Source organism: Streptomyces sp. Tek67B01, from assembly GCF_055231995.1.
In genome coordinates this window covers 5,796,061-5,821,254 of the sequence record NZ_JBUYUY010000001.1, presented here as the reverse complement: position 1 = coordinate 5,821,254, position 25,194 = coordinate 5,796,061, and the positions used below count along the sequence as shown (strand labels likewise).

Annotated in this window: 25 protein-coding genes; 1 reads left to right on the top strand and 24 read right to left on the bottom strand. The window is 70.9% G+C overall.

The features are described from left to right. Nucleotides 1-25 precede the first annotated feature (25 nt). The 13 genes from metK to pyrR all read right to left on the bottom strand — a co-directional run bounded on the left by metK (nt 26) and on the right by pyrR (nt 14,387). A complete protein-coding gene (gene metK, locus ACV7NM_RS26210; RefSeq protein WP_463412576.1) occupies nt 26-1,234 on the bottom strand; it encodes a methionine adenosyltransferase in 1,209 nt (402 codons plus the stop codon). 195 nt (nt 1,235-1,429) lie between these two features. Beyond that, nucleotides 1,430-2,644, bottom strand: a complete 1,215-nt coding sequence (gene coaBC, locus ACV7NM_RS26205) for a bifunctional phosphopantothenoylcysteine decarboxylase/phosphopantothenate--cysteine ligase CoaBC (RefSeq protein ID WP_463412575.1) — start codon at nt 2,642-2,644, stop codon at nt 1,430-1,432. A 98-nt stretch (nt 2,645-2,742) separates the two neighbouring features. Further along, complete coding sequence (rpoZ, locus tag ACV7NM_RS26200) at nt 2,743-3,015, bottom strand: DNA-directed RNA polymerase subunit omega (protein ID WP_030879741.1); 273 nt, start codon at nt 3,013-3,015, stop codon at nt 2,743-2,745. A gap of 61 nt (nt 3,016-3,076) precedes the next feature. Then, the gene (gene gmk, locus ACV7NM_RS26195) at nt 3,077-3,640 is read right to left on the bottom strand and encodes a guanylate kinase (RefSeq protein ID WP_463412574.1); all 564 of its coding nucleotides are present in this window, start codon (nt 3,638-3,640) and stop codon (nt 3,077-3,079) included. A 61-nt stretch (nt 3,641-3,701) separates the two neighbouring features. Further along, nucleotides 3,702-4,025, bottom strand: coding sequence for an integration host factor (locus ACV7NM_RS26190; protein WP_030234009.1), 324 nt, complete (start codon nt 4,023-4,025; stop codon nt 3,702-3,704). 300 nt (nt 4,026-4,325) lie between these two features. Continuing rightward, nucleotides 4,326-5,180, bottom strand: a complete 855-nt coding sequence (pyrF, locus tag ACV7NM_RS26185) for an orotidine-5'-phosphate decarboxylase (RefSeq protein WP_463412573.1) — start codon at nt 5,178-5,180, stop codon at nt 4,326-4,328. Next, nucleotides 5,177-6,286, bottom strand: a complete 1,110-nt coding sequence (locus tag ACV7NM_RS26180; protein ID WP_463412572.1) for a quinone-dependent dihydroorotate dehydrogenase — start codon at nt 6,284-6,286, stop codon at nt 5,177-5,179. The genes pyrF and ACV7NM_RS26180 overlap by 4 nt, the downstream gene beginning before the upstream one ends. Nucleotides 6,287-6,370: 84 nt before the next feature. Next, on the bottom strand, nt 6,371-9,679 hold the full coding sequence (gene carB, locus ACV7NM_RS26175; RefSeq protein ID WP_463412571.1) for a carbamoyl-phosphate synthase large subunit: 3,309 nt from the start codon (nt 9,677-9,679) through the stop codon (nt 6,371-6,373). Continuing rightward, on the bottom strand, nt 9,672-10,829 hold the full coding sequence (gene carA / locus ACV7NM_RS26170) for a glutamine-hydrolyzing carbamoyl-phosphate synthase small subunit (RefSeq protein WP_463412570.1): 1,158 nt from the start codon (nt 10,827-10,829) through the stop codon (nt 9,672-9,674). Before carA ends, carB begins: the two co-directional genes overlap by 8 nt. Then, the gene (locus ACV7NM_RS26165) at nt 10,826-11,407 is read right to left on the bottom strand and encodes a PH-like domain-containing protein (protein WP_463412569.1); all 582 of its coding nucleotides are present in this window, start codon (nt 11,405-11,407) and stop codon (nt 10,826-10,828) included. Before ACV7NM_RS26165 ends, carA begins: the two co-directional genes overlap by 4 nt. After that, nucleotides 11,404-12,690 (bottom strand): dihydroorotase, encoded by a 1,287-nt coding sequence (locus ACV7NM_RS26160; protein WP_463412568.1) that lies wholly within the window; start codon nt 12,688-12,690, stop codon nt 11,404-11,406. The genes ACV7NM_RS26165 and ACV7NM_RS26160 overlap by 4 nt, the downstream gene beginning before the upstream one ends. A 2-nt stretch (nt 12,691-12,692) precedes the next feature. After that, nucleotides 12,693-13,697 carry an aspartate carbamoyltransferase catalytic subunit gene (locus ACV7NM_RS26155; RefSeq protein WP_463412567.1) on the bottom strand — a complete coding sequence of 335 codons (1,005 nt, stop codon included), beginning with the start codon at nt 13,695-13,697 and terminating at the stop codon, nt 12,693-12,695. Between the two features lie 111 nt (nt 13,698-13,808). Beyond that, on the bottom strand, nt 13,809-14,387 hold the full coding sequence (gene pyrR / locus ACV7NM_RS26150) for a bifunctional pyr operon transcriptional regulator/uracil phosphoribosyltransferase PyrR (protein WP_361315829.1): 579 nt from the start codon (nt 14,385-14,387) through the stop codon (nt 13,809-13,811). Nucleotides 14,388-14,646: 259 nt separating this feature from the next. Here pyrR and bldD point away from each other — a divergent pair, with 259 nt between their 5' ends. After that, the gene (bldD, locus tag ACV7NM_RS26145; protein WP_030026184.1) at nt 14,647-15,147 is read left to right on the top strand and encodes a transcriptional regulator BldD; all 501 of its coding nucleotides are present in this window, start codon (nt 14,647-14,649) and stop codon (nt 15,145-15,147) included. Nucleotides 15,148-15,342: 195 nt separating this feature from the next. On the opposite strand, the gene nusB is transcribed toward bldD, so the two are convergent. The 11 genes from nusB to ruvX all read right to left on the bottom strand — a co-directional run bounded on the left by nusB (nt 15,343) and on the right by ruvX (nt 25,193). After that, nucleotides 15,343-15,771 (bottom strand): transcription antitermination factor NusB, encoded by a 429-nt coding sequence (nusB, locus tag ACV7NM_RS26140; RefSeq protein ID WP_136210902.1) that lies wholly within the window; start codon nt 15,769-15,771, stop codon nt 15,343-15,345. Nucleotides 15,772-15,773: 2 nt separating this feature from the next. Next, on the bottom strand, nt 15,774-16,340 hold the full coding sequence (efp, locus tag ACV7NM_RS26135) for an elongation factor P (protein ID WP_351375249.1): 567 nt from the start codon (nt 16,338-16,340) through the stop codon (nt 15,774-15,776). Between the two features lie 59 nt (nt 16,341-16,399). Further along, nucleotides 16,400-17,506: an aminopeptidase P family protein gene (locus tag ACV7NM_RS26130; RefSeq protein ID WP_463412566.1), complete on the bottom strand. Its 1,107-nt coding sequence runs from the start codon at nt 17,504-17,506 to the stop codon at nt 16,400-16,402. Between the two features lie 59 nt (nt 17,507-17,565). Next, nucleotides 17,566-18,354, bottom strand: coding sequence for an AAA family ATPase (locus ACV7NM_RS26125; RefSeq protein WP_463412565.1), 789 nt, complete (start codon nt 18,352-18,354; stop codon nt 17,566-17,568). Between the two features lie 117 nt (nt 18,355-18,471). Continuing rightward, a complete protein-coding gene (gene aroQ, locus ACV7NM_RS26120) occupies nt 18,472-18,912 on the bottom strand; it encodes a type II 3-dehydroquinate dehydratase (protein WP_463412564.1) in 441 nt (146 codons plus the stop codon). Beyond that, nucleotides 18,909-20,000, bottom strand: coding sequence for a 3-dehydroquinate synthase (gene aroB, locus ACV7NM_RS26115; protein WP_463412563.1), 1,092 nt, complete (start codon nt 19,998-20,000; stop codon nt 18,909-18,911). The genes aroQ and aroB overlap by 4 nt, the downstream gene beginning before the upstream one ends. After that, nucleotides 19,997-20,515: a shikimate kinase gene (locus ACV7NM_RS26110; protein WP_463412562.1), complete on the bottom strand. Its 519-nt coding sequence runs from the start codon at nt 20,513-20,515 to the stop codon at nt 19,997-19,999. Before ACV7NM_RS26110 ends, aroB begins: the two co-directional genes overlap by 4 nt. Next, complete coding sequence (gene aroC, locus ACV7NM_RS26105) at nt 20,512-21,696, bottom strand: chorismate synthase (RefSeq protein ID WP_463412561.1); 1,185 nt, start codon at nt 21,694-21,696, stop codon at nt 20,512-20,514. Before aroC ends, ACV7NM_RS26110 begins: the two co-directional genes overlap by 4 nt. A 182-nt stretch (nt 21,697-21,878) precedes the next feature. Beyond that, nucleotides 21,879-22,709 (bottom strand): shikimate dehydrogenase, encoded by an 831-nt coding sequence (locus tag ACV7NM_RS26100; protein WP_463412560.1) that lies wholly within the window; start codon nt 22,707-22,709, stop codon nt 21,879-21,881. 175 nt (nt 22,710-22,884) lie between these two features. Then, nucleotides 22,885-24,597 carry an endolytic transglycosylase MltG gene (mltG, locus tag ACV7NM_RS26095; protein WP_463412559.1) on the bottom strand — a complete coding sequence of 571 codons (1,713 nt, stop codon included), beginning with the start codon at nt 24,595-24,597 and terminating at the stop codon, nt 22,885-22,887. Between the two features lie 125 nt (nt 24,598-24,722). Continuing rightward, complete coding sequence (gene ruvX, locus ACV7NM_RS26090) at nt 24,723-25,193, bottom strand: Holliday junction resolvase RuvX (RefSeq protein ID WP_136210922.1); 471 nt, start codon at nt 25,191-25,193, stop codon at nt 24,723-24,725. Between the last annotated feature and the right edge of the window lies 1 nt (nt 25,194).

Below are 25,194 nucleotides of genomic sequence, written 5' to 3'. Positions count from 1 at the left end.
CCGGGGCCTCACGGGGAGAACGTGTCTACAGGCCGGCGGCGGTGCGCAGGGCGTCGACGCGGTCGGTGCGCTCCCAGGTGAAGTCCGGCAGCTCGCGACCGAAGTGGCCGTAGGCGGCGGTCTGCGCGTAGATGGGCCGCAGCAGGTCCAGGTCGCGGATGATCGCGGCCGGGCGCAGGTCGAAGACCCGGCCGATGGCCTCCTCGATCTTCGCGGTGTCGACCTTGGCGGTGCCGAAGGTCTCCACGAACAGGCCCACGGGCTCGGCCTTGCCGATCGCGTACGCGACCTGCACCTCGCAGCGCGAGGCGAGACCCGCGGCCACCACGTTCTTCGCGACCCAACGCATCGCGTACGCGGCGGAACGGTCCACCTTGGACGGGTCCTTGCCGGAGAACGCGCCACCACCGTGGCGGGCCATGCCCCCGTACGTGTCGATGATGATCTTGCGGCCGGTCAGGCCCGCGTCACCCATCGGACCACCGATCTCGAAACGACCGGTCGGGTTCACCAACAGCCGGTAGCCCTCGGTGTCGAGCTTGATCCCGTCCTCGATGAGCTGCGCGAGCACGTGCTCGACGACGAACTCGCGGATGTCCGGGGCGAGGAGCGAGTCCAGGTCGATGTCGGCGGCGTGCTGCGAGGACACGACGACCGTGTCGAGGCGGACGGCCTTGTCGCCGTCGTACTCGATGGTGACCTGCGTCTTGCCGTCGGGGCGCAGGTACGGGATGGTCCCGTTCTTGCGGACCTCGGACAGCCGGCGGGAGAGCCGGTGCGCGATGTGGATCGGGAGCGGCATCAGCTCGGGCGTCTCGTCGCAGGCGTAGCCGAACATCAGGCCCTGGTCGCCGGCGCCCTGCTTGTCCAGCTCGTCCTCGTCGCCTTCGACGCGCTGCTCGTAGGCGGTGTCGACACCCTGGGCGATGTCGGGCGACTGCGCGCCGATGGACACCGAAACGCCACAGGAAGCGCCGTCGAAGCCCTTCTTCGAGGAGTCGTAGCCGATCTCCAGGATCTTGTCGCGGACGAGCTGCGCGATCGGCGCGTACGCCTTCGTCGTCACCTCGCCCGCGATGTGCACGAGACCGGTGGTGATCAGCGTCTCCACGGCCACACGCGAGGTCGGGTCCTCGGTGAGGAGCGCGTCGAGGATCGTGTCGCTGATCTGGTCAGCGATCTTGTCGGGGTGACCCTCGGTCACGGACTCCGAGGTAAACAGGCGACGGGACACAACGCTCCCTGGGGTTGCAGCGGCTGCTGGCTGATCATTTGGCGGAACCTTACCGGGGGCTGCTCCCGGTCGCGTTCCAAGTGCAGTTTATCGGTCGCCACCGTTTGCCGGACCACCCGTCTCGCCTTGTGGGAGCCGTGTGACCTGCGGCACTACATTCTGGCGTACGGACTCGCCGTCGGGAAGGCGATCCGCTCAGGCGCGTCGGGGCGTCAGGCGCGGAGCCACCTGGTCCCAAATCGCGTCGGCCAGGTCTTCCTTCGGTCCACGCGGAACGGCAGTCTCCGTGCCATCGGAGGAAAGGATGACGGCTTCGTTGTCCTCCGAACCGAAGGTCTTCGACTCGCCCACCTCGTTGATGACGAGCAGGTCACATCCCTTGCGCCGGAGCTTGGCCCTTCCGTTGGCGAGGACGTCGTCGGTCTCGGCGGCGAAACCGACAACCACCTGGCCCTCGCGGGCACGCTCGGCGGAGATCTCCGCCAGTACGTCGGGGTTGCGGACGAGCGCCACCGGCTCGGGGTCCTGCCCGTCCTGCTTCTTGATCTTGCCCCCGGCGTATCGGGCGGGCCGGAAGTCGGCCACGGCCGCGGCCATCACCACGGCGTCGGCGTCGGCGGCCGCCTTGAGCACCGCCTCCCGGAGCTGGAGGGCCGTCCCGACCCGTACGACGTCCGCGCCGGCGGGGTCGGCCTGCGCCGTGTTGGCCGCGACGAGCGTGACCCGGGCGCCGCGCGCGACGGCGGTGCGGGCGAGCGCGTAGCCCTGCTTGCCCGAGGAACGGTTGCCGAGGAAGCGGACCGGGTCCAGCGGTTCCCGGGTGCCCCCGGCGCTGATCACCACGTGCCGCCCGGCCAGGTCCTGCTCACCGGCGCCCCGGGCGAGGACCCGACGGCACACCTCGAAGATCTCGTCGGGGTCGGGCAGCCGTCCCTTGCCGGTGTCCTTGCCGGTGAGCCGGCCTACGGCGGGCTCGATGACGACGGCGCCGCGCCGGCGCAGCGTGGCCACGTTCTCCCGGGTGGCGGGGTGCTCCCACATCTCGGTGTGCATCGCGGGGGCGAAGACCACCGGGCAGCGGGCGGTGAGCAGCGTGTTGGTGAGCAGGTCGTCGGCCAGTCCGTGGGCGGCCTTGGCCAGCATGTCGGCGGTGGCCGGGGCGACGACGACCAGGTCGGCGCCCTGTCCGATGCGTACGTGGGGGACGTCGTGGACGCTCTCCCAGACCTCGGTGGAGGCCGGGTTGCCGGACAGCGCGGCCCAGGTGGCCTCGCCGACGAAGTTCAGCGACGCGGCCGTCGGCACCACGCGTACGTCGTGGCCGGATTCGGTCAGCCGGCGCAGCAGCTCGCACGCCTTGTAGGCGGCGATACCGCCGCTGACCCCCAGCACGACCTTCGGCTTACCCACCACGCACTCCCCTTCGAGGAACCATCTCTGCACCTATGACACACCACAGGCCCGGCAGATGTTCTGCCGGGCCTGTGGTGAAAGGAATTCCTGGTGCCTTACTGGGCCGGGGCCTCGATGGCCTCGGAGGTCAGCAGACCCGCGTTGATCTCGCGCAGCGCGATCGAAAGCGGCTTCTCGTGGACGTGGGTGTCCACCAGCGGGCCGACGTACTCGAGCAGGCCCTCACCGAGCTGCGAGTAGTACGCGTTGATCTGACGCGCGCGCTTGGCCGCGTAGATCACGAGGCTGTACTTCGAGTCCGTGGCCTCGAGCAGCTCGTCGATCGGCGGGTTGATGATGCCCTCGGGCGCAGTCATGGAAGAGGACACGCTCTACCTTCCGAAGATGGGTGAAAGATCTTGCGTCGTTCGGACAAATACCGAACAACGATCAGACAACGTCCATCAAGGCTAGCAGCTCACGCGCCACGTCCTCGACGGAGGTGTTGACCAGGGTGGTGTCGAACTCGGTTTCGGCAGAAAGTTCGATCTTGGCGGCGCCCAGGCGGCGCTCGATGACCTCGGCCGACTCGGTACCGCGGCCGGTGAGGCGGCGGACCAGCTCGTCCCAGCTCGGCGGCGCGAGGAAGACCAGTTGGGCCTCCGGCATCGACTGGCGGACCAGCCGTGCGCCCTGGAGGTCGATCTCCAGCAGGACCGGCTCGCCGTTCTCCAGGCGTTCCAGTACCGCACCGCGCGGCGTGCCGTAGCGGTTGCCCGCGAACTCGGCCCACTCCAGCAGCTCGCCGTTGGCGATCAGCTTGTCGAACTCGTCGTCGCCGACGAAGAAGTAGTGGACACCGTGTCGCTCACCGGGTCGCGGCTTGCGGGTGGTGGCCGACACCGAGAGCCATACCTCGGGGTGGACCTTGCGCATATGCGCGACGACCGTGCTCTTGCCGACCCCTGAGGGGCCGGAGAGCACGGTCAGCCGCGGACGAACCTCTGCTGCCATAGAGCGATTATCCAGGTTCCAGGGACTGCCTGAGAACGCCGGGAGAACTTCGGGCGACGCCTCAGGCGCCACTACCGCCGAACTCACGCTCCAGAGAGGCGATCTGGTTGGAGCCGAGACCTCGGACACGCCGGGATTCGGAGATGCCGAGGCGCTCCATGATCTGCTTGGCGCGGACCTTGCCCACGCCGGGCAGCGACTCGAGAAGGGCGGAGACCTTCATCTTGCCGATGACGTCGTTCTCCTGTCCCGTCTTGATCACGTCGTGGAGGGAGGCGCCGGAATGCTTGAGTCGATTCTTCACCTCGGCCCGCTCCCGGCGAGCCGCGGCGGCCTTTTCGAGCGCTGCTGCGCGCTGTTCAGGGGTAAGGGGCGGAAGAGCCACGCCTACGTCACCTCGGATGTCGAACTGTCGGATACGGACCGGCACGGAGCCAGGAGGCACCACACCAGGCGAGCGCCCGAACAGCGGTGATACTGCCCCGTTGTTCGTTGACTCTGCTCGGAGACTAGCGGCCTGGGCCGCTCCAGTCAGCGAGAACGGACGAAAAGTCCTGGTCAGCCTCCGTTGAAACGTACATCACGGACAAACTACCCTGGTTTTGTCCGGTGGAGGACGTTCGGTTTTCGTCAAGCGGTGCGACGAACTCCCTCCTCGGAGTCCGTCGCAGCTCACCGCACCCGTTCAGGCGGAGGGGATCGCCGCGCGGATCTCGGCCGCGAAGCCGGCCGCCGCCGCTCGCAGGGCGGCGGGGTCCGGGCCGTGCCCCAGGACGCCCCGCGAGACGTTCGGGACGACGTTGGCGACGGCCGCGCCGAAGACCGCCGGGAGGTCGGCGGCGGTGGCGCCCTGCGCGCCGATGCCGGGCGCCAGGAGCGGGCCGTTGATGTCCAGGTCGAAGGAGGAGAGGTCGCCGAGGGTCGCGCCGACGACGGCCCCGAAGGAGCCCATCGGCTCGGCCCCCGCGTTCTCCGCCGCCAGGTGGGCCAGCATCGTCGCGCCGATCGACCGGCCGTCGGAGCGCACCGCCCGCTGGACCTCCGCACCCTCGGGGTTCGAGGTGAGCGCCAGGACGAAGAGCCCGGCGCCCGAGCGGCGGGCCAGGTCCACCGCCGGGGCGAGCGAGCCGTAGCCGAGGTACGGGGAGACCGTCAGGGCGTCGGAGAACAGCGGCGAGCCCGGCGAGAGGAACGTCTCGGCGTAGGCGGCCATCGTCGAGCCGATGTCCCCGCGCTTGGCGTCCATGACGACCAGCGTCCCGGCCGCCCGGGCGTCGGCCACGGTCCGCTCCAGCACCGCGATGCCGCGCGAGCCGAACCGCTCGAAGAAGGCTGCCTGCGGCTTGAAGACGGCGACCGAGTCCGCGAGGGCCTCCACGACCGTGCGGGAGAAGGTCTCCAGCCCGGCGATGTCGTCGTCCAGGCCCCAGGACTCCAGCAGGGCGGCGTGCGGGTCGATGCCGACGCACAGCGGGCCTCGGGAGTCCATCGCCGCCCGCAGGCGGGCGCCGAAGGGGGTGACGGGGGTCGCTGGGGTCACTGGGAGGCCTTCCGGGTCTCGGCGCCCACCGCGTCGGCGAGCGTCTCGTACGGGCTGTCGGCCAGGCGCCGGGCCAGGCCCTTGTGGATCGCGCGGGCGTAGGCGGGGCCCTCATAGATGAAGGCGCTGTAGCCCTGGATGAGCGTGGCACCCGCCAGAATGCGCTGCCAGGCGTCCTCGGCGTTCTCGATGCCCCCGACGCCGACCAGGACCAGCCGGTCCCCCACACGGGCGTACAGGCGGCGCAGGACCTCCAGGGAGCGCGCCTTGACCGGGGCGCCGGACAGGCCGCCGGTCTCCTTCACCAGCGCGGGGTCGGACTTCAGCCCCAGTCCCTCGCGGGCGATGGTGGTGTTCGTCGCGATGATGCCGTCCAGGCCGAGCTCCAGGGCGAGGTCGGCGACGGCGTCCACGTCCTCGTCGGCGAGGTCGGGCGCGATCTTGACCAGCAGCGGGACCCGGCGGTCGGTCACGACCCGGTCGGCGGCCTCCCGTACGGCGCTCAGCAGCGGGCGCAGCGACTCGGTTGCCTGGAGGTTGCGCAGGCCCGGGGTGTTGGGCGAGGAGACGTTGACGACCAGGTAGTCGGCGTGGCGGGCCAGGCGCTCGGTGGAGGCGACGTAGTCCGCCACCGCCTCTTCCTCGGGCACGACCTTCGTCTTGCCGATGTTGACGCCGACGACGGTCCGGAAGACCTCCTCGCGCGCCGCCAGACGTCGGGCGACGGCCGCCGAGCCCTCGTTGTTGAAGCCCATCCGGTTGATCAGCGCGCGGTCGGGGACGAGGCGGAAGAGCCGCTTCTTGGGGTTGCCCGGCTGCGGCTGGGCCGTGACCGTGCCGATCTCGACGTGGTCGAAGCCGAGCATCGACATGCCGTCGATGGCGACGGCGTTCTTGTCGAAGCCGGCGGCGAGGCCGAAGGGGCCGTGCATGCGCAGGCCGAGCGCCTCCGTGCGCAGTTCCTCGTACCGGGGGGCGAGGGCGGCCGCTACGAAGGTGCGCAGCACCGGGGTACGGGCCGCGAGGCGGATCCAGCGGAAGGCGGTGTGGTGGGCCCGCTCGGGGTCCATCCGCTTGAAGACGAGGTCGAAGAAGAGTTTGTACATCGACGTGGTGGTCCTTCTGCGCTCATGAAGAGGGGGACACCCGTCGCTGTCGCGAATCCGGTGTCCCCCTCCTCGTACGGGCTGCTAGTCGCGGGCCGCGATCAGGTGCTCGGCGTGCTCCTGGAGGGAGCGGACGCCGACGTCTCCGCGGTTGAGCGCGTCGATGCCCTGGACGGCGGCGGCGAGCGCCTGGACCGTCGTCAGGCACGGGACGCCGCGCGCCACGGCAGCGGTACGGATCTCGTAGCCGTCGAGGCGGCCGCCCGTGCCGTACGGGGTGTTGACGATCAGGTCGACCTGGCCGTCGTGGATCAGCTGGACGACGGTCTTCTCGCCGTCCGGGCCCTCGCCCTCGCTGAGCTTGCGCACGACGGTGGCGTTGATCCCGTTGCGGCGCAGCACCTCCGCGGTGCCGGAGGTGGCCATCAGCTCGAAGCCGTGGGCGACCAGCTCGCGCGCCGGGAAGATCATCGAGCGCTTGTCGCGGTTGGCGACGGAGATGAACGCCCGGCCCTTGGTGGGCAGCGGGCCGTAGGCGCCGGCCTGCGACTTGGCGTACGCCGTGCCGAAGACCGTGTCGATGCCCATGACCTCGCCGGTGGAGCGCATCTCCGGGCCGAGGACGGTGTCGACGCCGCGGCCGTGGATGTCGCGGAAGCGCGACCACGGCATGACGGCCTCCTTGACGGAGATCGGCGCGTCCAGCGGCAGGGTGCCGCCGTCGCCGGTCTTCGGGAGCATGCCCTCGGCGCGCAGCTCGGCGATGGTGGAGCCGAGCGAGATGCGGGCGGCGGCCTTCGCGAGCGGGACCGCGGTCGCCTTCGAGGTGAAGGGGACGGTGCGGGACGCGCGGGGGTTGGCCTCCAGGACGTAGAGGATGTCACCCGCCATCGCGAACTGGATGTTGATCAGGCCGCGGACGCCGACGCCCTTGGCGATGGCCTCGGTGGAGGCGCGCAGGCGCTTGATGTCGTAGCCGCCGAGGGTGATCGGGGGCAGGGCGCAGGCCGAGTCGCCGGAGTGGATGCCGGCTTCCTCGATGTGCTCCATGACGCCGCCGAGGTAGAGCTCGGTGCCGTCGTAGAGGGCGTCGACGTCGATCTCGATGGCGTCGTCGAGGAACCGGTCGACCAGCACGGGGCGGGTCGGCGAGATCTCGGTGGACTCGGCGATGTACGACTCCAGCCGGGTCTCGTCGTAGACGATCTCCATGCCGCGGCCGCCGAGCACGTACGACGGACGGACCAGGACCGGGTAGCCGATTTCGTCGGCGATGGCCTTGGCACCCGTGAAGGTGGTGGCGGTGCCGTGCTTGGGGGCGGGCAGACCGGCCTCGGCGAGGACCCGGCCGAAGGCGCCGCGGTCCTCGGCGGCGTGGATGGCCTCGGGGGACGTGCCGACGACGGGGACGCCGTTGTCCTTGAGCGCCTGGGCGAGACCGAGGGGGGTCTGGCCGCCGAGCTGGACGACGACACCCGCGATCGGACCGGCCAGCGACTCCGCGTGGACGATCTCCAGCACGTCTTCCAGCGTCAGCGGCTCGAAGTACAGGCGGTCGGAGGTGTCGTAGTCCGTGGAGACGGTCTCCGGGTTGCAGTTGACCATCACGGTCTCGTAGCCGGCGTCGCTGAGCGCGAAGGAGGCGTGGACGCAGGAGTAGTCGAACTCGATGCCCTGGCCGATGCGGTTCGGACCGGAGCCCAGGATGATCACCGCGGGCTTGGTGCGGGGCGCGACCTCGGACTCCTCGTCGTAGGACGAGTAGAAGTACGGGGTCTTCGCGGCGAACTCGGCGGCGCAGGTGTCGACCGTCTTGTAGACCGGGCGGACTCCGAGCGCGTGACGGACCTCGCGCACGACGTCCTCGCGCAGGCCGCGGATCTCGGCGATCTGGGCGTCGGAGAAGCCGTGCCGCTTGGCTTCGGCGAGCAGCTCGGGGTGGAGCTTCTCGGCGGCGGCCAGGTCGTCGGCGATCTCCTTGATGAGGAAGAGCTGGTCGACGAACCACGGGTCGATCCTCGTGGACTCGAAGACCTCCTCCTGGGTGGCCCCGGCGCGGATGGCCTGCATGACGGTGTTGATGCGGCCGTCGGTCGGGCGGACGGCGGTGGCGAGGAGCTCGTCCTTGTCGCCGGGATCGCCGACGAAGGTGAACTGCGAGCCCTTCTTCTCCAGCGAGCGCAGGGCCTTCTGCAGGGCCTCGGTGAAGTTGCGGCCGATGGCCATGGCCTCGCCCACCGACTTCATGGTGGTGGTGAGGGTGGCGTCGGCCAACGGGAACTTCTCGAAGGCGAAGCGCGGGGCCTTGACGACGACGTAGTCGAGGGTCGGCTCGAAGGAGGCCGGCGTCTTCTCGGTGATGTCGTTGGGGACCTCGTCGAGCGTGTAGCCGATGGCCAGCTTGGCGGCGATCTTGGCGATCGGGAAGCCGGTGGCCTTCGAGGCGAGGGCCGAGGAGCGCGAGACGCGCGGGTTCATCTCGATGACGATGACGCGGCCGTCGACCGGGTCGATCGCGAACTGGATGTTGCAGCCGCCGGTGTCGACGCCGACCTCGCGGATGATCGCGATGCCGATGTCGCGCAGGCGCTGGTACTCGCGGTCGGTCAGCGTCATCGCCGGTGCGACGGTGATCGAGTCGCCGGTGTGCACGCCCATCGGGTCGAAGTTCTCGATGGAGCAGACGACGACCACGTTGTCCTTGGTGTCGCGCATCAGCTCCAGCTCGTACTCCTTCCAGCCGAGGATGGACTCCTCCAGGAGCACCTCGGTGGTCGGGGAGAGCGTCAGGCCCTGGCCGGCGATGCGGCGCAGCTCGTCCTCGTCGTGGGCGAAGCCGGAGCCGGCGCCGCCCATGGTGAAGGAGGGGCGGACGACGACGGGGTAGCCGCCGAGCGTCTCGACGCCCTTGATGACATCGTCCATCGAGTGGCAGATGACCGAGCGGGCGGACTCGCCGTAGCCGATCTTGCCCTTGACGGCCTCGACGACGCCCTTGAAGAGCTCGCGGTCCTCGCCCTTGTTGATGGCCTCGACGTTGGCGCCGATCAGCTCGACGCCATACTTCTCCAGCACCCCCTGCTCGTGCATGGAGATGGCCGTGTTGAGCGCGGTCTGGCCGCCGAGGGTGGGCAGGAGGGCGTCGGGGCGCTCCTTGGCGATGATCTTCTCGACGAACTCGGGGGTGATCGGCTCGACGTAGGTGGCGTCGGCGATCTCCGGGTCGGTCATGATCGTGGCCGGGTTGGAGTTCACCAGGATGACCCGCAGGCCCTCGGCCTTCAGGACGCGGCAGGCCTGGGTGCCGGAGTAGTCGAACTCGGCGGCCTGGCCGATGACGATCGGGCCGGAGCCGATGACCAGGACGGACTGGATATCGGTGCGCTTAGGCACGCTCGGCCTCCATCGGGACGGTGTTCATCAAAGACGTGAAGCGGTCGAAGAGGTACGCGGCATCGTGCGGGCCTGCCGCCGCCTCGGGGTGGTACTGGACGGAGAAGGCCGGCTGGTCGAGCAGCTGGAGCCCTTCCACCACGTTGTCGTTGAGACAGACGTGGGAGACCTCGGCGCGGCCGAAGGGGGTCTCGGAGACCTTGTCGAGGGGCGCGTCGACGGCGAAGCCGTGGTTGTGCGCGGTGATCTCGACCTTGCCGGTGGTGCGGTCCTGCACGGGCTGGTTGATCCCGCGGTGGCCGTACTTCAGCTTGTAGGTGCCGAAGCCGAGGGCGCGGCCGAGGATCTGGTTGCCGAAGCAGATGCCGAAGAGCGGCGTCTTGCGGGCGAGGACGCCCTGCATGACGGAGACCGCGTGGTCGGCGGTGGCCGGGTCGCCGGGGCCGTTGGAGAAGAACACGCCGTCCGGCTCGACCGCGTACACGTCCTCGACGGTGGCGGTGGCGGGCAGCACGTGCACCTCGATGCCGCGCTCCGCCATCCGCTGCGGGGTCATGCCCTTGATGCCGAGGTCGACGGCCGCCACGGTGAACTTCTTCTCGCCGATGGCGGGGACCACGTAGGCCTCCTTGGTGGCGACCTCGGCCGAGAGGTTCGCGCCCTTCATCTGTGGGGCGTCCTGGACCTTCGCCAGCAGTACGGCGTCGTCCATCACCGCCTCGCCGGAGAAGATGCCGACGCGCATGGCGCCGCGCTCGCGCAGGTGGCGGGTCAGGGCGCGGGTGTCGACACCGCTGATGCCGACGACGCCCTGCGCGACGAGCTCCTCGTCCAGCGACCGGCGCGAGCGCCAGTTGGACGGGACGCGGGCGGGATCGCGCACGACGTACCCGGAGACCCAGATGCGCCCGGACTCGGGGTCCTCGTCGTTGACGCCGGTGTTGCCCACGTGCGGGGCGGTCATCACGACGACCTGCCGGTGGTACGACGGGTCGGTGAGGGTCTCCTGGTAGCCGGTCATGCCGGTGGAGAACACGGCCTCGCCGAAGGTCTCCCCCACGGCGCCGTAGGCACGGCCGCGGAAGATCCGACCGTCCTCCAGGACGAGTACGGCGGGAGCTTTGGCTGCTCCCCTGGTGGAGGTCGTCATCGTTCGGCGCCTTCCGTCGTGATGGTTGGGTTCATGAGGTTGATGGCGTCCACCCAGGCGGCGTGTTCGGCCGCCCGGTCGGAGCGGAATCCGGAGTCGATCAGTTTGTCGCCGTGCGCCCAAGTGACGACGAGCAGACCGCCCTCGGTGAGTACCTTGCCCGCGATTCCCTTGTCGAGGCGGGCGCCGCGCAGCCGCGCGGCCGGTACGAAGAAGTCGGTGGCACCCGGACGGACCACGTCGAGGCCCGCGTCGGTGAGCGTGAGCTCGACCCGGCTGCGCACCCCCAGGCCGTGGGCGACGATCCGGTCGAGCCACTGTCCGGCGGTGGTCGACCCGTGGTACCGGCCGGTCAGCGCCAGCCGGTGGGCGGGCAGACCCTCCGGGGCGGCGGGCAGCTCCGGCAGATCGCTCTGCAGGGTGCCGCGCCACTTCCAGCCCTGCCGCATCAGCCAGTAGACGAACGCGACGAAGACGAGCAGACCGATCACCCACGCGATGCGGGCGCCCCAGTCCGTCACCTCCGCCGAGTGTCGTTCGGCGGCCTCGGCGGCCAGTTGGATTACTGCAGGTGTCACGCCAGCGTCCCGTCCACGACCGTTGCCCGGCCCCGCAGGAAGGTGTGAGTGACGCGCCCCGGCAGCTCACGGCCCTCGTAAGGCGTGTTGCGGCTGCGGGAGGCGAAGTGTGCGGGGTCCACGACTCCACGGTACGAGGTATCGACCAAGGTCAGGTTCGCGGGTTCACCTGCCGAGACGGGCCGGCCGTGGTTCTCCAGGCCGCCGATGCGCGCCGGGGCGAAGGACATCCGCTGGGCCACTCCCGCCCAGTCGAGCAGACCGGTCTCCACCATCGTCTGCTGGACGACGGAGAGCGCGGTCTCCAGGCCGACCATGCCCATGGCGGCGGCGGCCCACTCGCAGTCCTTGTCCTCGTGCGGGTGCGGGGCGTGGTCGGTGGCGACGATGTCGATCGTGCCGTCGGCGAGCGCCTCGCGCAGGGCCAGCACGTCGCGCTCGGTGCGCAGCGGCGGGTTGACCTTGTAGACGGCGTTGTACGAGCGCACCAGCTCGTCGGTGAGGAGCAGGTGGTGCGGGGTGACCTCGGCGGTGACGTCGATGCCGCGGGACTTGGCCCAGCGGACGATCTCGACGGAGCCGGCGGTGGACAGGTGGCAGATGTGCACGCGGGAGCCGACGTGCTCGGCGAGGAGCACGTCACGGGCGATGATCGACTCCTCCGCGACGGCCGGCCAGCCGCCCAGACCCAGCTCGGCGGAGACGACGCCCTCGTTCATCTGGGCGCCCTCGGTGAGGCGGGGCTCCTGGGCGTGCTGCGCGACGACGCCGCCGAAGGCCTTCACGTACTCCAGGGCGCGCCGCATGATCACCGCGTCGTCCACGCACTTGCCGTCGTCGGAGAAGACGGTGACGTGCGCGGCGGAGTCGTGCATCGCGCCGAGCTCCGCGAGCTGCTTGCCCTCCAGGCCGACGGTGACGGCGCCGATGGGCTGTACGTCGCAGTAGCCGGACTCCTTGCCCAGGCGCCAGACCTGCTCGACGACACCGGCGGTGTCGGCGACCGGGAAGGTGTTCGCCATGGCGAAGACGGCCGTGTAACCGCCGGAGGCGGCGGCGCGGGTGCCGGTCAGGACGGTCTCGGAGTCCTCGCGGCCGGGCTCGCGCAGGTGGGTGTGCAGGTCGACCAGGCCCGGCAGGAGCACCTGGCCGGCGGCCTCGATGACGGTCGCGCCTTCGGCGGACAGGTCCTGCCCGACCTCCGCGATGGTCTCGCCGTCGATCAGGACGTCCTGCGCCTCGCCACCGAGTACCTTCGCCCCGCGAATCAGGATCTTGCTCATGGTTACTTGCTCTCCTCGATACGGGGCGTGTCGACACGGGGCGTGCTGGTGGTGGTGACGGCGGGCTCGGAGCCGCCCAGCAGCAGGTACAGGACGGCCATCCGGGTGGAGACGCCGTTGGCGACCTGCTCGACGGCCGTGCAGCGGTCGGAGTCGGCGACCTCGGCGGTGATCTCCATGCCGCGGTTCATCGGGCCGGGGTGCATCACGATGGCGTGCTCGGGCATCTTGGCCATGCGGTCGCCGTCGAGCCCGTACCGGCGGGAGTACTCGCGCTCGGTCGGGAAGAAGGCGGCGTTCATGCGTTCGCGCTGCACACGGAGCATCATCACCGCGTCGGACTTCGGCAGCACCTCGTCCAGGTTGTAGGACACCTCGCACGGCCAGCTCTCGACGCCGATCGGGACCAGCGTGGGCGGGGCGACGACGGTGACCTGCGCGCCCAGCGTGTGCAGGAGCTGGACGTTGGAGCGGGCGACCCGGCTGTGCAGGACGTCGCCGACGATCGTGATCCGGCGGCCGTTCAGGTCCTTGCCGAGGCCGGCGTCGCGCCCGACGAGTCGGCGGCGCATGGTGAAGGCGTCGAGCAGGGCCTGGGTGGGGTGCTCGTGGGTGCCGTCGCCGGCGTTGACCACGGCCGAGTCGATCCAGCCGGAGGTGGCCAGGCGGTAGGGGGCGCCGGAGGCGTGGTGGCGGATGACGACGGCGTCCGCGCCCATCGCCTCCAGGGTCAGGGCGGTGTCCTTCAGGGATTCGCCCTTGGAAACCGAGGAGCCCTTGGCGGAGAAGTTGATGACGTCCGCGGACAGCCGCTTGGCGGCCGCCTCGAAGGAGATCCGGGTGCGGGTCGAGTCCTCGAAGAAGAGGTTCACGACCGTGAGACCGCGCAGGGTGGGAAGCTTCTTGATCGGCCGGTCCGCGACACGGGCCATCTCCTCGGCGGTGTCGAGGATGAGGACGGCGTCGTCGCGGGTGAGGTCGGCGGCCGAGATGAGGTGGCGCTTCATCTGGGTGCTCCGTAGGTAGCGGGAGGGCAGGCAGGCGGGCTGTCTGGCGGGTGGCGCGGGCAGGGCAGGCTGCGGCCGGGGCACCCGTGGCGGGACCCGGACCGGTTCGGGCTACTGCTGCCCGGCTGCCCGGTCGGTCCGCTGGCCGAGCAGTACGGCGTCGCGGCCGTCCTCCTCCTGGAGCTGGACCTTGACGGTCTCCCGCAACGACGTGGGGAGGTTCTTGCCGACGTAGTCGGCGCGGATCGGCAGTTCGCGGTGGCCCCGGTCGACGAGGACCGCGAGCTGGACCGCGCGGGGGCGGCCGAGATCGCCGAGGGCGTCCAGGGCGGCGCGGATGGTGCGGCCGGAGAAGAGCACGTCGTCGACGAGGATGACCAGGCGGCCCTCGATGTCGTCGCCGGGGATCTCGGTGCGGCCGATCGCGCGGGCCGGCTTCAGCCGCAGGTCGTCGCGGTACATGGTGATGTCGAGGGAACCGACCGGGATCTTCGTACCGGTGATCTCCTCCAGCTTGGCGGCCAACCGTCGGGCGAGGTACACGCCGCGGGTGGGGATGCCGAGGAGCACCACGTCATCGGCGCCCTTGGCGCGTTCGACGATCTCGTGGGCGATGCGGGTCAGTACCCGCGCGATGTCCTGGGCGTCCAGCACGGGACGCATGACATCGGAGCTCTGCTGGGTGTCCATGAAAAGGACCTCCTTCTCCGCCTCACGGGACGGACCTTAAAGGACGTCTGATGTTCGCGTTCCACCGTAGCAGGGAGACGGCCCGGGTCCGTCCACCGGGCGCGAGCCGGGACCCCTCGTAAGTGGGGGTTGAAGAGCATTCGGCTTGACGCATCCAAGTAACGCTGCGTAACCTCACAGTGAGTTACCAGCCGCGCGGCGGAGCCGCTCGTGGTCATGCCGTCCATGTCGTCACAGCGTCACAGCGTCCGGGAGCGTTATGTCCAGCGAATACGCCAAACAGCTCGGGGCCAAGCTCCGCGCCATCCGCACCCAGCAGGGCCTTTCCCTCCATGGTGTCGAGGAGAAGTCCCAGGGCCGGTGGAAGGCCGTGGTGGTCGGTTCGTACGAGCGCGGGGACCGCGCCGTGACCGTCCAGCGCCTCGCCGAGCTGGCGGACTTCTACGGGGTGCCGGTGCAGGAACTCCTTCCGGGCACCACGCCGGGCGGAGCGGCCGAGCCGCCGCCGAAGCTGCGCCTGGACCTGGAGCGGCTCGCGGGCGTGCCCGCCGAGAAGGCCGGCCCGCTCCAGCGTTACGCCGCGACGATCCAGAGCCAGCGCGGCGACTACAACGGCAAGGTGCTCTCGATCCGCCAGGACGACCTGCGCACCCTCGCCGTCATCTACGACCAGTCCCCCTCGGTCCTGACCGAGCAGCTCATCAGCTGGGGCGTGCTGGACGCGGACGCCCGGCGCGCCGTGGCCCACGAGGACGTCTAGTCCCACCAGGACACATAAGTCCCCCGGGCCCAAGCCCAGCAGAAACGTTCCCGGCGGGTGCCGGACCCCCAGGGGTCCGGCACCCGCCGTTCGTGTGGGGCGCGTGGGACGCGTGGCGGCAGGGGCCGCGCACGACGGAGGGCCCGCGGCGCGTCATGCGCCGCGGGCCCTCCGTTCTCGCCGGTCCGTCGCGGACTACTCGCGGCGCAGGCTCGGCTTGAGGTCCTTGAACCGGCCCAACAGCCCGTTCACGAACGAGGGCGACTCGTCCGTGGAGAACTCCTTGGCCAGCTGGACGGCCTCGTCGATCGCCACGGCGTCCGGGGTCTCGTCCACCCAGATCAGCTCGTACGCGCCGAGACGCACGATGTTCCGGTCCACGACCGGCATGCGGTCGAGGTCCCAGTCCACGGCGTAGGTGACGATCAGGTCGTCGATGCGGTTCACCTTGTCGGCGTACCCCTCGACAAGATCCATCGTGTAGGCGTTGACCGGCGGCTGCCGGTCGTCCGACCGCGCGTGGCGGATCCAGTCCGCGAGGACCTCGCGCACGGGCACACCGCGCTGATCGGCCTCGAAGAGGATCTGGAAAGCGCGCTTTCGCGCGTTGCTCCGGGCAGCCACGGTTAGCTGTTCACCCGGCCGAGGTAGTCGCTGGTGCGGGTGTCGACCTTGATCTTCTCGCCGGTGCTGACGAAGAGCGGGACCTGGATCTCGTGGCCCGTCTCCAGCGTCGCCGGCTTGGTGCCACCGGTGGAGCGGTCGCCCTGGACGCCCGGGTCGGTGTGCTGGATGACCAGCTCGACCGCGGCCGGGAGCTCGACGTAGAGCACCTCGCCCTCGTGGCGGGCCACGGAGGCGGTGAAGCCCTCGATGAGGAAGTTGGCGGCGTCGCCGACGACCTTGCGGTCGACCATCAGCTGGTCGTAGGTCTCCATGTCCATGAAGACGAAGTACTCGCCGTCCATGTACGAGAACTGCATGTCACGGCGGTCGATGGTGGCCGTCTCGACCTTGGTGCCGGCGTTGAAGGTCTTGTCGACGACCTTGCCGGAAAGCACGTGCTTGAGCTTGGTGCGCACGAAGGCCGGGCCCTTGCCGGGCTTGACGTGCTGGAACTCGACGACGGACCAGAGCTGGCCCCCGTCGAGCTTCAGCACCATGCCGTTCTTGAGGTCGTTCGTGGAAGCCACGGTTGCGGAATCTCCTGCACTGGAAGACCACGGGTGCGCGCACAGCCCGGCCGAGCGGGCTACAGCGCGAGCAGTTCCTTGGTCGTAATGGTGAGTAGCTCTGGACCGCCGTCCGCCTCGGGGCGTACGACGAGCGTGTCATCGATCCGGACACCTCCCCGGCCCGGGAGGTGAACCCCCGGTTCGACGGTGACCGGCACGCAAGCGTCCAGTTTACCCATGGCCGTAGGTGCAAGCTGCGGGTCCTCGTCGATTTCGAGTCCCACGCCGTGTCCGGTGGACGCGGCCAGCGCCTCGCCGTACCCCGCGGAGTCGAGCACCGAGCGCGCCGCGTGGTCGACGTCGCGGTGGGCGGCGCCCGGGACGAGGGCCTCCCGGCCCGCCCTCTGGGCGGCGAAGACGAGGTCGTACAGCTCGATCTGCCATGCGGCCGGAGTGGTGCCGATCACGAACGTACGGCCGATCTCGCAGCGATAGCCCCGGTAGTTCGCGCCCAGGCACACGGAGAGGAAGTCGCCCTCCTCTACCCGGCGGTCGGAGGGCCGGTGCCGGGAGCGGCCGGAGTGGGGGCCGGTGCCGACGGAGGTCGGGAAGGCCGGGCCGTCCGCCCCGTGGTCGACCAGTCTGCGTTCCAGCTCCAGCGCGAGGTGGCGTTCGGTGCGGCCGACGAGGATCGACTCCAGCAGCTCGCCGAGGGCCTGGTCGGCGATCTCGGCGGCGATCCGCAGACAGGCGATCTCCTCCTCGTCCTTGACGAGGCGCTGCTGTTCCACGGCGAGTCCGAGGTCCGCCAGGCGCAGCTTCGGGGCGACGGAGTGCAGGGCCCGGTGCCGGCCGACGGTGAGGTGGTGTTCCTCGACCGCGAGGGAGTCCGCCCGTGCGGAGGCCGCCAGATCGGCGGCGGCCACGGCGGGGTCCCCGCCGGGGGCGCCCAGCACGGTGACCCGAAGCTGTTCGTCGAGACGGCCCTCGTCGTTCTCGCCGGTCGGCGCGCCGCCGCAGAACAGCGCGTCCTCGGCCGGCCCGACCAGCAGGACGGCTCCCGGCGGGGAGGCCCCGGTGAGGTAGCGGACGTTCGCCGGACGCGTGATCAGCGCGGCGGCGTTGCCCGCGGCGGCGCAGCGGTCGCGAAGCAGGGCCCGACGGGCCGCGTACACGTCTGACATGTATTCGAGCGTACGAGCGCACCGCCGATCCGGCCTGACGAGCGCCGCCGTACGGGGCCTCAGAAGGCGGGCGAGCCGATGACGCGGGCCAGGGTCTCATCGAGCGCGCGGGCCGTGCCCTCGACGTCGAGCTGGGAGTTGTCGATGATCGGCAGGCCCGATCCGTACCAGCCGGCCATCCGCCCGTGGATGCGGGCGACCTCCTCGTCGGAGAGCCGGCGGTTCCCGGAACGGGCCGCGTTGCGCTCCAGTACGACCTCCAGGCCGGGCAGGAGGACCACCGGCAGCAGGGCGGGGCCCACGTGCCGCTTCCAGCCGCCCAGCCCCACCACGGGCCGGTCCGGGAAGACGGCGTCGTCCAGGATGCAGGAGATGCCGTTCGCCAGGAAGTTACGGGCGGCGAAGCCGCAGGTGCGGCGGGCGAGGCGGTACTGGGCCTCGGAATGGTCGTTCCAGCCCGCCTGGGGGTCCGCGAAGCCCGAGCACACCCACTCGCGGACGTCGTCCAGGCTGACGTGCGCGGTCGGCACCGGCCGGGCGGCGGCCCAGTGCCGGGCCACGGTGGTCTTGCCCGCGCCCGCCGGGCCGATCAGCAGCACCGCGAGGGTGGCCGCGCCGGTGCCGGGGGCGACGGCGGGCGGCAGCGGAATGTGCCCGGTGGCCTCCTGCGACGGCGCCTGCGCGGGCGGCAGGGGAACGTATCCGCTCTCGGCCGCCGGGGGCCCCGTGGGCGGCGTCGGCTGCCCCGGTCCCGGCCAGCCCCGCGCGGGGGGTATCGGGGGCTGCGGGGGCGTCTGCGGATGCTGTCCGGACTGCCCCCAGCCGCCGCCCCCCACTCCTTGCTGCATCCGCTGCCACTCCGTCTCGTTTCCGGCGACTGATGCGAGAACGTTATCTGACCGCGGGCCGCGTCCCGGCCACCCGCGCGGTCGTGACGCGCGCCGGGGACGGCCGGGACCAGCGGCTCAGGCGTCGACTTCCTCCGCCAGCGCCCGCAGCGCCAGCCGGTACGAGCCGATGCCGAAGCCCGCCACCGTACCCGTGGCCACCGAGGCGATGACCGACGTGTGACGGAACTGCTCGCGGGCGTACGGGTTGGAGATGTGCACCTCGATCAGCGGGGCGGTGCGCTGCGCGGCCGCGTCCCGCATGGCGTACGAGTAGTGCGTGAACGCCCCCGGGTTGATCACGACCGGGACCTTGCCGTCGGCCGCCTCGTGCAACCAGCGCACCAGCTCGCCCTCGTCGTTGGTCTCGCGGACCTCGACGTCGAAGCCGAGTTCCCCGCCCAGCGCCCGGCAGCTCTCCACCAGCCCGGCGTACGAGGTGGCCCCGTACACGTCGGGCTCCCGCGATCCGAGCCGGCCCAGGTTCGGGCCGTTGAGGACCAGGACGCGCCGGCTCACGCGGCGACCTCGCCGAAGGCGGCGAACAGCACCGCCGGGTCCGGCCCCTCCAGGACCGTCGGCTTGGCCAGCCCGTCGAGCACGATGAAGCGCAGCATGTCGCCTCGGGACTTCTTGTCGAGCTTCATGGTCTCCAGCAGCTTGGGCCACTGGTCGCCCCGGTAGGTCAGCGGCAGCCCGACGGAGGCGAGCACCGCCTTGTGCCGGTCCGCGGTCGCGTCGTCCAGTCGGCCCGCGAGCCGGCCGAGTTCGGCGGCGAAGACCATGCCGACGGAGACCGCCGCGCCGTGGCGCCACTTGTAGCGCTCGTTCTTCTCGATGGCGTGCGCGAGCGTGTGGCCGTAGTTGAGGATCTCCCGCAGTCCGGCTTCCTTGAGGTCGCTGGAGACCACGTCCGCCTTGACCCGGATCGAGCGCACGATGAGCTCGGCGGTGTGCGGGCCGGCGGGCGTGCGGGCGGCCTCGGGATCCGCCTCGATCAGGTCGAGGATCTCCGGGTCCGAGATGAACCCGGCCTTGATGATCTCGGCGAGGCCGCTGACGTAGTCGTGGACCGGCAGGGAGTCCAGGGCCGCGAGGTCGCAGAGCACCCCGGCCGGCGGGTGGAAGGCGCCGACGAGGTTCTTGCCCTCGGCGGTGTTGATGCCGGTCTTGCCGCCGACGGCCGCGTCCACCATGGCCAGCACGGTGGTCGGGACCGCGATCCAGCGCACGCCGCGCAGCCAGCTCGCCGCGACGAAGCCCGCGAGATCGGTGGTGGCCCCGCCGCCGACGCCCACGATGACGTCGGTGCGGGTGAACCCGGACTGTCCGAGCGCCTTCCAGCAGTACGCCGCGACCTCGACGGTCTTGGCCTCCTCGGCGTTCGGCACCTGGATGGCGACGGCCTCGTAGCCCTGCGCCGCCAGGTCGTCCCGCAGCGCCTCGCCCGTCGAGGCCAGCGCCTCGGGGTGGATCACGGCCACGCGCTGGGCCTTCGTACCGATCAGCGTGCCGAGCTCGCCGAGCAGCTGCCGGCCGACCAGCACGTCGTACGCGTCGTGTCCGGCGCTCGCGCCGACGTTGATCCGCGTCACCTGGTCTGTCATACGTCCTTCAACTCCAGAGCGTCGAGGACCGCTTGGGCGACCTCTTCGGGGGTGCGGTCGTCGGTGGTCACCACGACGCGCGCGACTTCGGTGTACAGGTGGCGGCGGGCGTCCATCAGCTCGCGCCACTGCCGGCGCGGGTTGACGGCGAGCAGCGGGCGCGCGGCGCCGAGGCCGACGCGCCGTACCGCTTCCTCGACGTCCATCGACAGGTAGGCGACGGGCAGGCCGGCGAGCAGCTCGCGGGTGCCGGCGTCGAGGATCGCCCCGCCGCCGAGGGCGAGCACTCCGGTGTGCCCGGCGACGGCGGCCGCGACCGCCTGCCGCTCGAGGTCACGGAAGTACGGCTCGCCCTCGTCGACGAAGATGTCGGCGATCTCGCGGCCCTGGGCCGCGACGATGTCGGCGTCCGTGTCCCGGTAGGGGACGCCGAGCCGCTCGGCGAGGAGTCCGCCCACCGTGGACTTGCCGGACCCCATGGGCCCGACGAGGACGATCAGGGGTCCGCCGGTCACCGGATCTGCAGGTTGTCGAGGTACGCGCGGACGTTGCGCCGGGTCTCGGGGACGGAGTCGCCGCCGAACTTCTCCACGACGGCGTCGGCGAGCACCAGCGCGACCATGGCCTCCGCGACGATGCCCGCGGCCGGGACGGCACAGACGTCGGAGCGCTGGTGGTGGGCGACGGTGGCCTCGCCGGTGGCGACGTCGACGGTGGCGAGGGCGCGCGGCACGGTCGCGATGGGCTTCATCGCGGCGCGGACGCGCAGCAGCTCACCGGTGGTCAGGCCGCCCTCGGTGCCGCCGGAGCGGCCGGTGGTGCGCCTCAGGCCCTCGGGGGTGCTGACGATCTCGTCGTGGGCCTGGGAGCCGGGCACGCGGGCCAGGTCGAAGCCGTCGCCGACCTCGACGCCCTTGATGGCCTGGATGCCCATGAGCGCGGCCGCGAGGCGCGCGTCGAGGCGACGGTCCCAGTGCACGTGGGAGCCGAGGCCGACGGGGACCCCGTACGCCAACACCTCCACGACGCCGCCGAGGGTGTCGCCGTCCTTGTGGGCCTGGTCGATCTCGGCGACCATCGCCTTCGAGGCGTCGGCGTCGAGGCAGCGCACCGGGTCGGCGTCGAGCTTCTCGACGTCGGCGGGGGTCGGGTACACCCCGTACGGGGCCTTGGCGGAGGCGAGTTCGACCACGTGGGAGACGATCTCGATGCCGGCGGTCTCCTTGATGAAGGACCGGGCGATCGCGCCGAGGGCCACGCGGGCGGCCGTCTCACGGGCGCTGGCGCGCTCCAGGATCGGGCGCGCCTCGTCGAAGCCGTACTTCTGCATGCCGGCGAGGTCGGCGTGGCCGGGGCGCGGGCGGGTCAGCGGCGCGTTACGGCCGGTGTCCTTGAGCAGCGAGGGGTCCACGGGGTCGGCCGACATGACCGTCTCCCACTTGGGCCACTCGGTGTTGCCCACCATGACCGCGATCGGGGACCCGAGGGAGAGCCCGTGGCGGACGCCGCCGAGGAAGGTGATCTCGTCCTGCTCGAACTTCATCCGGGCACCGCGGCCATAGCCGAGCCGGCGCCTGGCCAGGTGGTCGGCCACCAGCTCGGTGGTGACCGGGACGCCTGCCGGAAGGCCCTCCAGCGTCGCCACCAGGGCCGGTCCGTGCGACTCTCCTGCGGTCAGCCAACGCAACCTGCTCAACGATGCTCCTCATGCTCGCGCCTGGTACAGCCACGGCGCGATCTGGGGGCACCTCCCCACGCTAGCTGTGGGAGGTACGCGGCCCGGACCCGCCGTAGCCGATCCTCCCACGTCCGGGCCGGTGGACCACGCTCCGGTCCAGCTATCGGACGACCGAGCCGCCGTAGGACCTCCCGTGGGACCTAACGCGCGGCGAGGGCGCGCTCGCCGGCGGCCCGCATGGCGGCGAGGGGGCCGGGGGTGCGGCCGGTCATCTGCTCGACCTGGAGCACCGCCTGGTGGACGAGCAGGTCGAGGCCGCCGACCAGCGCGCCGCCCCGGCCGGACCAGGCGGCGGCCAGCGCCGTGGGCCAGGGGTCGTACAGGACGTCGAACAGCGTGCCGGGGGCGGTCGGCACGGCGGGGGCCAGCTCGTCGGTGGCCCCGGCCGGAGTGGTGGCGATGACCAGCGGCGCGGCCAGCGCCTCGGCCGCGCGTGACCAGTCGGCGGTGCGGACGTCGACGCCGAGCCGCTCGCCCCACTGCCGCATCTCGTCGGCCCGGGCGCGGGAGCGGACGTACGCGGTCACCTCGCCGGTGCAGATCCGCGCGAGCGCGGCCAGAGCCGAGGAGGCGGTGGCGCCGGCGCCGAGGATCGCGGCGGCCGGGACCTTGTCGACGCCGCGCTCGTGCAGCGCGGCCACGATGCCGGGGATGTCGGTGTTGTCGCCGAGGCGGCGGCCGTCGTCGGTGAAGACGACGGTGTTGACGGCCTCGACGGAGGCCGCTGTGTCACTGACGCCGTCGAGCAGCGGCATGACGGCCCGCTTGAGCGGCATGGTCAGGGACAGCCCCGCCCATTCGGGCCCGAGGTCGGCCATGAAGCCGGGCAGCGCCGCCTCGTCGATCTCGAACCGGTCGTAGGACCAGTCGGCGAGGCCGAGCTCCCGGTACGCGGCGCGGTGCAGCACAGGTGAGAGGGAGTGCTCGATGGGCGAACCCAGCACCGCGGCCCGCCGCACTGTCGGCTGCAATTGCGTCGCCCCTCTCGCGTGGGCCCCGCGTACCAGCGCGGCCGACCGGGCCTGCCCCGGGCGCGCAAAACAGTACCCCAGCCCTCGCACCGGGAGGGCGGCCGCCCCCGCCGCCCCCGGACGCGGGGTCCGGGGGCGGCGGGGGCGGTGCGTGGGGGACGTCGTGGACGCGGGCCTACTGCCCCGTCTTCTGCCGCTCCTTCTCGTACTCGGCGCGGTTGCGGTTCTGCTCCTCGTTGGTCACCGCGTACAGGGTCTTGTTCTCGTTGACGGACACGAAGTAGTACCAGGGACCGGGCTCGGGGTTGATCGCGGCCCTGAGCGACTCCGCTCCCGGGTTGCCGATCGGACCGGCGGGCAGGCCCTTGATCCGGTAGGTGTTGTACGGGTCGTCGATCTTGCGCAGGTCGTTGACGGACCCGATGTCCAGCGTGCTCTGGCCCTTCATGTAGTTGACCGTGGAGTCGAAGTCGAGAAGGCCGTACGTCTCGGTGTTGCCGGGCTTGAGGCGGTTGTAGACGACCCGGGAGATCTTGACGAAGTCGTGCGGGTACTTGCCCTCGGCCTGGACGAGGCTCGCGACGGTGACCAGTTCCAGCGGGCTCTTGAGACCGAGCTTGGAGGCTTGGCCCTTGACGTCGGACTTCGTGTACTCCTCGTTCGCCCGCGCCACCATCTGCTTGAGCAGCGCGTCCGGCTTCATGTCCTTGGTGAGGTCGTACCGCGCCGGGTAGAGGAATCCTTCCAGCGGGTCCTTGATGTCCTTGTTGGTGTTCGCCCAGTCCGGGAGCCCGAGGTTCTTGAACTCCTTGCCGGCGACGCTCTTCGTGGTGCCTTCCTGGAGGCCGAGCTTCTTGTCGATGGCGTCGTAGATCTGGACGTTGCGGGAGCCCTCGGCGATCGTGAGGACGTTCAGCTTCGAGGGGTCCGTCATCAGCGCGACGGCGGCGGCGGCGGACATCTTCTTCTTCAGCGGGTAGGTACCCGGCTGGATGCCCTTGCCCTTGGGGGTGTTCGCGGCGCTCACGAACGCCTTGGCGCTCGCGACGACCCCCGCCTTCTCCAGGATGCTGCCCATCTGGCCGAGGGTGGCGCCCTTGGGGATCTCGACGTCGACCGTCTCTTCGAGGCCCGAGCCCGCGTAGTCCTCGCCCGGGCCGTACCGCTCCTTGATGAAGGTGTAGCCGTAGTAGCCGCCTCCGCCGAGGACCGCCGTGACCACCACCGCCGCGACCAGGCAGGACACGCCCCTGCGTCTGGGTTTGGCCTTCTTCGAACGGCCCGCACGGCGGCCACCGCCGCCGGGACGGCCGTCGTCGCCCTCGGGGAGCCCGGGCTCCTCTTCGGGGTCCTCCGCGAGTACGTCGGCGTCCTGGCTCCCCGGCTCCGGCTCCAGGTGGCGCCGGCTCGGGGGTACCGGCGGCGGGAAGGCCTCCGGGGTGCCGTACAGGTCGGGGGCCTCGCCGGGGAAGCCGCCGCCGGTCTGCTGGGCGTACGGCTCCGCACCCGCGTACGGGTCCACCGGAGCGGGCGCGCCGGCGTACTGGGCCTGGCCGGTGTCCCACGGCCTGCCCCCGTACGCCGGCTGCGGCTGCGGCTGGTCGTTCTGCTGGTACTGCTGGTGCGGGAGATAGCCCTCCTGCGGGACCTGCTGGTACTGCTGCTGGAACTGGTCCGGGTGCTGCTGCTGGTGTTGCTGCTCGTACTGCTGCGGGTCCTGGAACTGCGGGTCCTGGTGCTGCGGCGCCTGCGCGTACTGCTCCTGCGGACCACCGGCGTAAGGCATCGGACCCTGCTGGGCCGGATGCCCGTTCCACCCCTGGTCCCCGTACAAGGGGTCCTCGGGGTGCCACGGTTCGGGGGCGCGGCCCCGGCCATACTCAGTCATCGATCCCCTAGAGCCGCGAGACGGAGGCAGCGGCTCGACGCCACGGCACCCGGTTCCGCCTCTGAAGTGGTGGGCGACGGCTGTTCGAATGCCGTCACATCGCGCGGAACGTTACCGTATCGCGATCAGACAACCACTTCGACGCACTCACCGGGCGGATTACCTGATACCCGTTCGGTCTCAAGAGCGTTCTGAAGGATCACCACGGCGGCCGCCTGGTCGATGACCGCCCGCCCCTTCTTGGCGTTCTTCCCGGAGGCCCGGAGCCCCTGGGCGGCGGTGACCGTGGTCATCCGCTCGTCCACCAGACGGACCGTCACCGGCTTGATGCCCTTGGCGAGTTCAGTGGCGAAGACGCGCACCTTGGCCGCGGCCGGCCCCTCCCGCCCACTGAGCGAACGGGGAAGGCCGACCACCACTTCGAGCGGCTCGTACTCCTGCACGAGCTGCCGCAGCCGCCGGTGGGCGAACGGGATGTCCCGACCGGGCACGGTCTCCACCGGTGTGGCCAGAACCCCGTCGGGGTCGCAGGAAGCGACCCCGATCCGGGCGTCCCCGACGTCGATGGCCAGTCGGCGGCCGCGGCGCAGTGTCATC

Excerpts from the sequence above, each read along its gene's own strand:
- ruvX (WP_136210922.1), bottom strand. The coding sequence starts at position 25,193 with ATGACACTGCGCCGCGGCCGCCGACTGGCCATCGACGTCGGGGACGCC.
- ACV7NM_RS26180 (WP_463412572.1), bottom strand. The coding sequence starts at position 6,286 with ATGTACAAACTCTTCTTCGACCTCGTCTTCAAGCGGATGGACCCCGAG.
- ACV7NM_RS26130 (WP_463412566.1), bottom strand. The coding sequence starts at position 17,506 with ATGTCAGACGTGTACGCGGCCCGTCGGGCCCTGCTTCGCGACCGCTGC.
- aroB (WP_463412563.1), bottom strand. The coding sequence starts at position 20,000 with ATGACAGACCAGGTGACGCGGATCAACGTCGGCGCGAGCGCCGGACAC.
- mltG (WP_463412559.1), bottom strand. The coding sequence starts at position 24,597 with ATGACTGAGTATGGCCGGGGCCGCGCCCCCGAACCGTGGCACCCCGAG.
- gmk (WP_463412574.1), bottom strand. The coding sequence starts at position 3,640 with ATGGCAGCAGAGGTTCGTCCGCGGCTGACCGTGCTCTCCGGCCCCTCA.
- bldD (WP_030026184.1), top strand. The coding sequence starts at position 14,647 with ATGTCCAGCGAATACGCCAAACAGCTCGGGGCCAAGCTCCGCGCCATC.
- ACV7NM_RS26160 (WP_463412568.1), bottom strand. The coding sequence starts at position 12,690 with ATGAGCAAGATCCTGATTCGCGGGGCGAAGGTACTCGGTGGCGAGGCG.
- carA (WP_463412570.1), bottom strand. The coding sequence starts at position 10,829 with ATGACGACCTCCACCAGGGGAGCAGCCAAAGCTCCCGCCGTACTCGTC.
- ACV7NM_RS26125 (WP_463412565.1), bottom strand. The coding sequence starts at position 18,354 with ATGCAGCAAGGAGTGGGGGGCGGCGGCTGGGGGCAGTCCGGACAGCAT.
- pyrR (WP_361315829.1), bottom strand. The coding sequence starts at position 14,387 with ATGGACACCCAGCAGAGCTCCGATGTCATGCGTCCCGTGCTGGACGCC.
- ACV7NM_RS26155 (WP_463412567.1), bottom strand. The coding sequence starts at position 13,697 with ATGAAGCGCCACCTCATCTCGGCCGCCGACCTCACCCGCGACGACGCC.